The 7,041-nt window shown below is 72.7% G+C and carries 6 protein-coding genes; 5 read left to right on the plus strand and 1 reads right to left on the minus strand.

Annotation, left to right across the window (positions count from 1 at the left end):
- Positions 1-72: 72 nt before the first annotated feature.
- Positions 73-780 (plus strand): Crp/Fnr family transcriptional regulator, encoded by a 708-nt coding sequence (locus amrb99_RS39750; RefSeq protein ID WP_190866256.1) that lies wholly within the window; start codon positions 73-75, stop codon positions 778-780.
- Positions 781-790: 10 nt separating this feature from the next.
- Here amrb99_RS39750 and amrb99_RS39755 read toward each other — a convergent pair whose 3' ends face one another.
- Positions 791-1,540 carry a maleylpyruvate isomerase family mycothiol-dependent enzyme gene (locus tag amrb99_RS39755; protein WP_190866258.1) on the minus strand — a complete coding sequence of 250 codons (750 nt, stop codon included), beginning with the start codon at positions 1,538-1,540 and terminating at the stop codon, positions 791-793.
- Between the two features lie 128 nt (positions 1,541-1,668).
- On the opposite strand from amrb99_RS39755, the gene amrb99_RS39760 reads away from it, so the two are divergent.
- The 4 genes from amrb99_RS39760 to amrb99_RS39775 all read left to right on the plus strand — a co-directional run bounded on the left by amrb99_RS39760 (position 1,669) and on the right by amrb99_RS39775 (position 6,790).
- Entirely contained in the window at positions 1,669-2,463 is a 795-nt protein-coding gene (locus amrb99_RS39760) for an MBL fold metallo-hydrolase (protein WP_241756365.1), read from the plus strand.
- Between the two features lie 142 nt (positions 2,464-2,605).
- Complete coding sequence (locus amrb99_RS39765; RefSeq protein ID WP_190866262.1) at positions 2,606-3,166, plus strand: TetR/AcrR family transcriptional regulator; 561 nt, start codon at positions 2,606-2,608, stop codon at positions 3,164-3,166.
- Positions 3,167-3,375: 209 nt separating this feature from the next.
- Complete coding sequence (gene uvrA, locus amrb99_RS39770; protein ID WP_190866264.1) at positions 3,376-6,213, plus strand: excinuclease ABC subunit UvrA; 2,838 nt, start codon at positions 3,376-3,378, stop codon at positions 6,211-6,213.
- Positions 6,214-6,337: 124 nt separating this feature from the next.
- Positions 6,338-6,790, plus strand: coding sequence for a Rieske (2Fe-2S) protein (locus tag amrb99_RS39775; RefSeq protein WP_190866266.1), 453 nt, complete (start codon positions 6,338-6,340; stop codon positions 6,788-6,790).
- Positions 6,791-7,041: the final 251 nt, after the last annotated feature.

Below are 7,041 nucleotides of genomic sequence, written 5' to 3' on the forward strand. Positions count from 1 at the left end.
TGGACTCGGGCGCCCCGTGAGGCGGGACCTCGCGGCGCGGGGAGCCCCGCCGGGTCGCGCGAGGAGGGCGAGATGGCACCCGCACCGTTCTGGGACGCGCTGCCGGGGGCGGCGCGGGAGGCGCTGCGCCGCACCGGCGCCCCCGCCGTGATCCGGCCCGGGGCGTTCCTGACGCGCGAGCACACCCGCGCGTCGCAGGTCTTCGTGCTGCGGGCCGGTGCGGTCAAGGTGTGGGCGGACCGGGACGGCGACATCGCGATCCTCGACGTCCTCGGGCCAGGCGACCTCGTCGGCGAGCTGGAGGCGGCGGACGGCGGCGTCCGGCACGCCAACGTCGAGGCGCTCACCCGCGTCGAGGCGCTGGTGCTGCCCGCCGACCGGTTCCGCGGCGTCCTGGACGCCCACCCCGGGTCGGCATGGGCCGTCGCCGCCGTCCTCGCCGAGCGGCTCCGCGACGCCAACGAGCTGCGCGTCGCCCACTTCCCCGACGACGCCGAGCGGCGGCTCGCCGGCCGGCTGCTGCGGCTCGCCGCCCGGTTCGGGACGCCGCTGAAGGAGGACGACGCCGACGGCGTCGCCGCGCCGGACGACGCCGTCCGGATCGAGGTGCCCGTCACGCAGCAGGACCTCGGCCGCTGGGCGGGGATGGGCCGCCGCAAGGTCGCGCAGCTCCTCGCCTCCGACCCGCTGGGCGGCGGCCTCACCGTCGCCCGCGGCACGATCACCGTCCGCTCGGTGGCCGCGCTGCGCCGCCTGGCCGGCGGTGACGACCCGGGCTAGCCCGGCCCGGTCAGAACCCGGACGGCCGGTGCGGCCACGGCGGCGGGACGGGGACCGGGCCGTCGGGGCGCACCGTCACCCCGGCGCCGTCCGAGCGGCCGCTCAGCCAGCCCAGCAGCGCACGCCCGGACCCGGAGGCCTCCGGTCCGCCCGCCGTCCAGCCGAGGTCGGCGGACTCCCCGGAGTCGGTCGCGGTGATCCGGTACCCGGCCAGCCCGCCGTACCGCCCGGCCGGCAGCGCGGCCAGGTCGGCGAGCGTGGCGGTCAGCGCCCACCGCACGTACGGCTCGGGCCAGTCGGCGGGCCCGTACCCGGCGGCGAGGTCGACGTGGTGCGCCTCCACCTCGTGCCAGCGGCGCAGCACCGTGTACCAGGCCGGGTGCGGCCATCCCGCCATCGCCGCGACGGGAGCGTTCCACGCGTCGTCCGGCAGCGTGCGCACCTGCTCGGCGAACCGCGCCGCCGTCTTCCGCACGTCCTCGGCCAGCTCGTCCGCGCCGCGGCCCGCGCCCGCCTCGATGTCGGCGACGCGGCCCTCCAAGCTCGGGTACTGCGGGATCTTCGTGCCCGTCCGCGCCCACTCCAGCAGGTTCCACAGCGAGTCGGCGTTGCGGGCGAGGTGCGTCGCGACGTGCCCGCGGGTCCAGCCCGGGAGCGCCGACGGCCCCCGCAGCTCATGCTCGGTGAGCCCGGCGATGCGCTCCGCCGCCCGCTCCGCGCCCGCGTCCACCGCGTCGATCGCCAGCCGCCAGGTCTCCATCGCGCCCCCCGCTCTCTGTCGGAGGCACCATCCTGGCGCAGCCGCCGCGCCCGCACCAGACGGCCCGCGGCGGCCCTCCGGTGCGTTCCTCCTCGCTCCGGCGGCGTTCCGGGACCACAATGTGGATCATGGAGTACCCCATCTGCGTCACCTGCGGCGTCCAGTACGGCGCTCCCCGCCCCGACTGCCCGATCTGCGAGGACGAGCGCCAGTACGTCGGCTGGGACGGCCAGCGCTGGACGAGCCTGGAGGAGCTGCGCGCCGCCGGGCACCGCGGCCGGGTCGAGGAGGAGGGGCCGGACGTCGTCGGCATCGGAACCGAGCCGTCCACCGCCATCGGCCAGCGCGCCCTGCTGGTGCGCGCCCCGTCCGGCAACGTCCTGTGGGACATGGTCACGCACCTCGACGACGACCTGGTCCGTCAGGTCAACGACCTGGGCGGCGTCAGCGCGATCGCGATCAGCCACCCGCACTTCTACGGCTCGATGATCGAATGGGCGCACGCGTTCGACGCGCCCGTGTACATCCATGAGGCCGACCGCCGCTGGGTCGCCCGCCCCGATGACGCGGTCGTCTTCTGGGAGGGCGACACCCACGAGCTGGCCGACGGCCTCACTTTGATCAACGCCGGCGTCCACTTCGACGGGGGCCAGGTCCTGCACTGGCGGGACGCGGGCGCCCTGTTCTCCGGCGACATCCTCACGGTGGTCAACGACCGCGACTGGGTCAGCTTCATGTACAGCTACCCGAACCACATCCCCGAGCGGCCCCGCACCGTCCGCCGGGCCCTGCGGCTGCTGGAGCCCTACCAGTTCGACCGCGTGTACGGCGCCTGGTGGCGGAAGATCGTCTACACCGACGGCAAGAACGCCGTCCGCCGCTCCGCCGACCGCTACCTGTCGTTCGCGCTGGACGACGAGTAGGCCGCGCGGGGGGTCACCCGGCGAGCGCCTCGGACAGCGGCGTCTGCTCGGACATGCGTCATCCCTTCGGAGCGGACTAACATGAGTTTGAACTCATCTTGCAAAATATGAGTCACGACTCATCTTGTCAACGGACGGACGGATGGCCCCGGACAAGCCCCTGCGCGCCGACGCCCGGCGCAACCGCGCCCGCATCCTCGCCGCCGCCGAGGAGGTGTTCACCGAGCACGGTGCCGCCGCCTCCACCGAGGAGGTCGCCGCCCGGGCCGGCGTCGCCATCGGCACGGTCTTCCGGCACTTCCCGACCAAGCGCGACCTGCTCGCCGCGATCATGAAGGAGCTCCGGGGGCGCCTCGTCGACCGCGCCGACGCGCTCGTCGCCGGCGGCGATCCCGCCACCGCCTTCTACGAGTACTTCACGTTCCTCGTCGACACCTCGGCGAACATCGGCCCCGTCATCGGGCTGCTCGCCGAGGAGGGCACCGAGATCGAGCCCGGCGACCAGATCATGGCCCTGGCCAACGCCTTCGGTGCCCTGCTGGAGGCCGCCCAGCGCGCCGGGACGGTCCGCGCCGACGCGCGCCTCGACGAGGTCATGGCCCTCGTCACCGCCGCCGGCCACGGCGCCGTCGCCGGCGGCTGGTCCGACGACCTGCGGCACCGCACCGTCGCGCTCGTCCAGGACGCCCTCCGGCCCCGGTAGGCGGGTTGCGGTGGCGGGTGGTGTTCGAACACGTGTACGGTGCGAGGGTGCCGCCGGGACCGTCCGGAGACGGGTGGGGCGCGGCACGAAATGCGGCGGCGACCGCCGCTGTTAATGACTCGGGGGATTCTGTCGGACCCCCTGGCTAGCCTGGAGAGCGATCTGTCTCTCCCCATCACCGCGCCCAGAAGAGGAACCGGAAGTACGCCGTGCATGACCGACTCATCGTGCGTGGAGCACGCGAGCACAACCTGAAGGACGTCTCGCTCGACCTGCCGCGGGACGCCATGATCGTGTTCACCGGTCTGTCGGGGTCCGGGAAGTCCAGCCTGGCGTTCGACACGATCTTCGCCGAGGGGCAGCGCCGGTACGTCGAGTCGCTGTCGGCGTACGCCCGGCAGTTCCTCGGGCAGATGGACAAGCCCGACGTCGACTTCATCGAGGGCCTGTCCCCGGCGGTGTCGATCGACCAGAAGTCGACCAGCAAGAACCCGCGGTCGACGGTCGGGACGATCACCGAGGTCTACGACTACCTGCGGCTGCTCTACGCCCGGATCGGGCACCCGCACTGCCCCGAGTGCGGCCGGCCGATCAGCCGGCAGGCGCCGCAGCAGATCGTCGACCGGGTGCTGGAGCTGGAGCCCGGCACGCGGTTCCAGGTGCTCGCGCCGGTCATCCGCGGCCGCAAGGGGGAGTACCTCGAGCTGTTCCGCGAGCTGCAGTCCAAGGGCTACTCCCGCGCCCTGGTGGACGGCGCGATGATCCGGCTGGACGAGCCGCCGAAGCTGAAGAAGCAGGAGAAGCACGACATCTCCGTCGTGGTCGACCGGCTGTCGGTGAAGGACTCCGCGCGGCAGCGGCTCGCCGACTCGGTGGAGACCGCCCTCGGGCTCGCGGGCGGCACGATCGTCCTCGACTTCGTCGACCTGCCCGAGGACGACGAGAACCGCACCCGGATGTACTCCGAGCACCTGTACTGCCCGTACGACGACCTGTCGTTCGAGGAGCTGGAGCCGCGGTCGTTCTCGTTCAACTCGCCGTACGGCGCCTGCCCGGACTGCACCGGTCTCGGCACCCGCATGGAGGTCGACCCCGAGCTGGTCATCCCGGACGGGGAGCTGACCCTCGGCGAGGGCGCGATCCAGCCGTGGTCGGGCGGGCACGTCAGCGACTACTTCCTGCGCCTGCTGTCCGCGCTGGGCGACGCCATGGGCTTCGACCTGAACACCCCGTGGGACAAGCTGCCCGCCAAGGCCCGCAAGGCGATCCTCAACGGGCACGAGACCCAGGTCCACGTCCGGTACAAGAACCGGTACGGCCGCACGCGGTCGTACTACACGGCCTACGAGGGCGTGATCCCCTACATCCAGCGGCGGCACGCCGAGTCCGAGAGCGACTCCAGCCGGGAGCGGTTCGAGGGCTACATGCGGGAGATCCCGTGCCCGACCTGCGAGGGCGCCCGGCTGAAGCCGGTCGTCCTGGCGGTCACCATGGGCGGGATGTCGATCGCCGAGGTCGCGGCCATGCCGATCGGCGAGGCCGCGAAGTTCCTGCTGGCGATGGAGCTGAACGAGCGCGAGAAGCACATCGCCGAGCGGGTGCTGAAGGAGATCAACGCCCGGCTCGGGTTCCTGCTCGACGTCGGCCTGGACTACCTGACGCTCGACCGCGCGTCCGCGACGCTGGCGGGCGGCGAGGCGCAGCGCATCCGGCTCGCGACGCAGATCGGGTCCGGCCTGGTCGGCGTGCTGTACGTGCTGGACGAGCCGTCGATCGGCCTGCACCAGCGCGACAACCACCGGCTGCTGGAGACGCTGATCCGGCTCCGCGACATGGGCAACACGCTGATCGTCGTCGAGCACGACGAGGACACCATCGCCGCCGCGGACTGGGTGGTCGACATCGGCCCGCGCGCCGGCGAGCACGGCGGCGAGATCGTGGTGTCCGGCACGGTGGACGACCTGCTGAAGTCCGAGCGCTCGCTGACGGGCGCGTACCTGTCGGGCCGCCGGTCGATCGAGGTGCCGGAGATCCGCCGCCCGCGCACCCGGGGCCGCGAGGTCACGGTGAAGGGCGCGCAGCAGAACAACCTGCGGAACGTGGACGTGGCGTTCCCGCTGGGCGTGCTGACCGCGGTGACGGGCGTGTCCGGGTCCGGCAAGTCGACGCTGGTCAACGACATCCTGTACAACTCGCTGGCCAAGCAGCTGAACGGCGCGAAGACCGTCCCCGGCAAGCACCGGCGGGTGAACGGCGTCGACCAGCTCGACAAGGTCGTGCACGTCGACCAGTCGCCGATCGGGCGGACGCCGCGCTCCAACCCGGCGACCTACACCGGCGTGTTCGACCACATCCGCAAGCTGTTCGCGCAGACGACCGAGGCGAAGGTGCGCGGCTACCAGCCGGGCCGGTTCTCCTTCAACGTCAAGGGCGGCCGCTGCGAGAACTGCTCCGGCGACGGCACCATCAAGATCGAGATGAACTTCCTGCCGGACGTCTACGTCCCGTGCGAGGTGTGCCACGGCGCCCGCTACAACCGGGAGACCCTCGAGGTCCACTACAAGGGCAAGACGATCTCCGAGGTGCTCGACATGCCGATCGAGCAGGCCACCGAGTTCTTCGAGCCGATCAAGGCGATCCACCGGCACCTGAACACCCTGAACGAGGTCGGCCTCGGCTACGTCCGGCTGGGGCAGCCGGCGCCGACGCTGTCGGGCGGCGAGGCGCAGCGCGTCAAGCTGGCCGCCGAGCTGCAGAAGCGCTCCACCGGCCGGACGATCTACGTGCTGGACGAGCCGACCACCGGCCTGCACTTCGAGGACATCCGCAAGCTCCTCGGCGTGCTGAACGGCCTGGTCGACAAGGGCAACACGGTGATCGTGATCGAGCACAACCTCGACGTGATCAAGACCGCGGACTGGATCGTCGACATGGGCCCGGAGGGCGGGTCGCGCGGCGGCACCGTCGTCGCCACCGGCACCCCGGAGGACGTGGCGAAGGTCGAGGGCAGCCACACCGGCCAGTTCCTCGCCAAGATCCTCGGCTGACCCGACCCGCCCAGACCCGGACCCGCCCAGACCCCGGCCCGGTCCCGCCGGGGCCGGGCGCTCGGGGCGGTTCGGCCCGGTGGGTCGGTGCGGGGCGCCGCGGCGCGTCCAGGATCATGGGGGCATGACCAACGAAGTGACGCCCGGAGCCCCGCGCGACGACGCGGGGTCCGCCGGGACAGGGGGGCTCGCCCGCCGGACGGTCCTGTACGGCGCGGGCGCGGCGGGCGCCGCGCTCCTCGCGGCGGGATGCGCGGCGAACCAGAACAAGGAGCCGAAGGACCTCAGCGGCAAGGAGGTCGCGAAGGCGGCCGACATCCCGGTGGGCGGCGGCAGGACGATCGCCGACAGCAAGGTGGTCGTGACGCAGCCTCGGCAGGGCGCGTTCAAGGCGTTCTCCGCGATCTGCACCCACCAGGGCTGCCTCGTGAACAAGGTGGCCAACGGTGTGATCAAGTGCCCGTGCCACGGCAGCGAGTTCAAGATCGCCGACGGCTCCGTCGCGCACGGCCCGGCGTCCCGCCCGCTGAAGGAGTACCCGGTGCAGGTGAAGAACGGCGGCATCGTCATCAGCTGACCGCCCGGGCCGGACGCCCCCGGAGATCATCGTTTTTGGTTCGGATTTGAACCGACGCCGCTCCCGCACCGTACTCCCTGGTGACGCAGGGAGACGGGAACCGAGTTCAGCGGAGGGCGGAGACGATGCCACAGCAGTCCGAGACGCGGGCGGACGCGACCGATCAGCAGGCCGGGCCCGCGGCCGGAGAGCCGCCGGCCGGGCCGGCCGGGGCCGCCGAGGGCCCGGCGCCGGCCTCGGGCGGGTCGCGC

Origin of the sequence: Actinomadura sp. RB99 (genome assembly GCF_014706005.1) — a bacterium.
Taxonomy (GTDB): Bacteria; Actinomycetota; Actinomycetes; order Streptosporangiales; family Streptosporangiaceae; genus Spirillospora.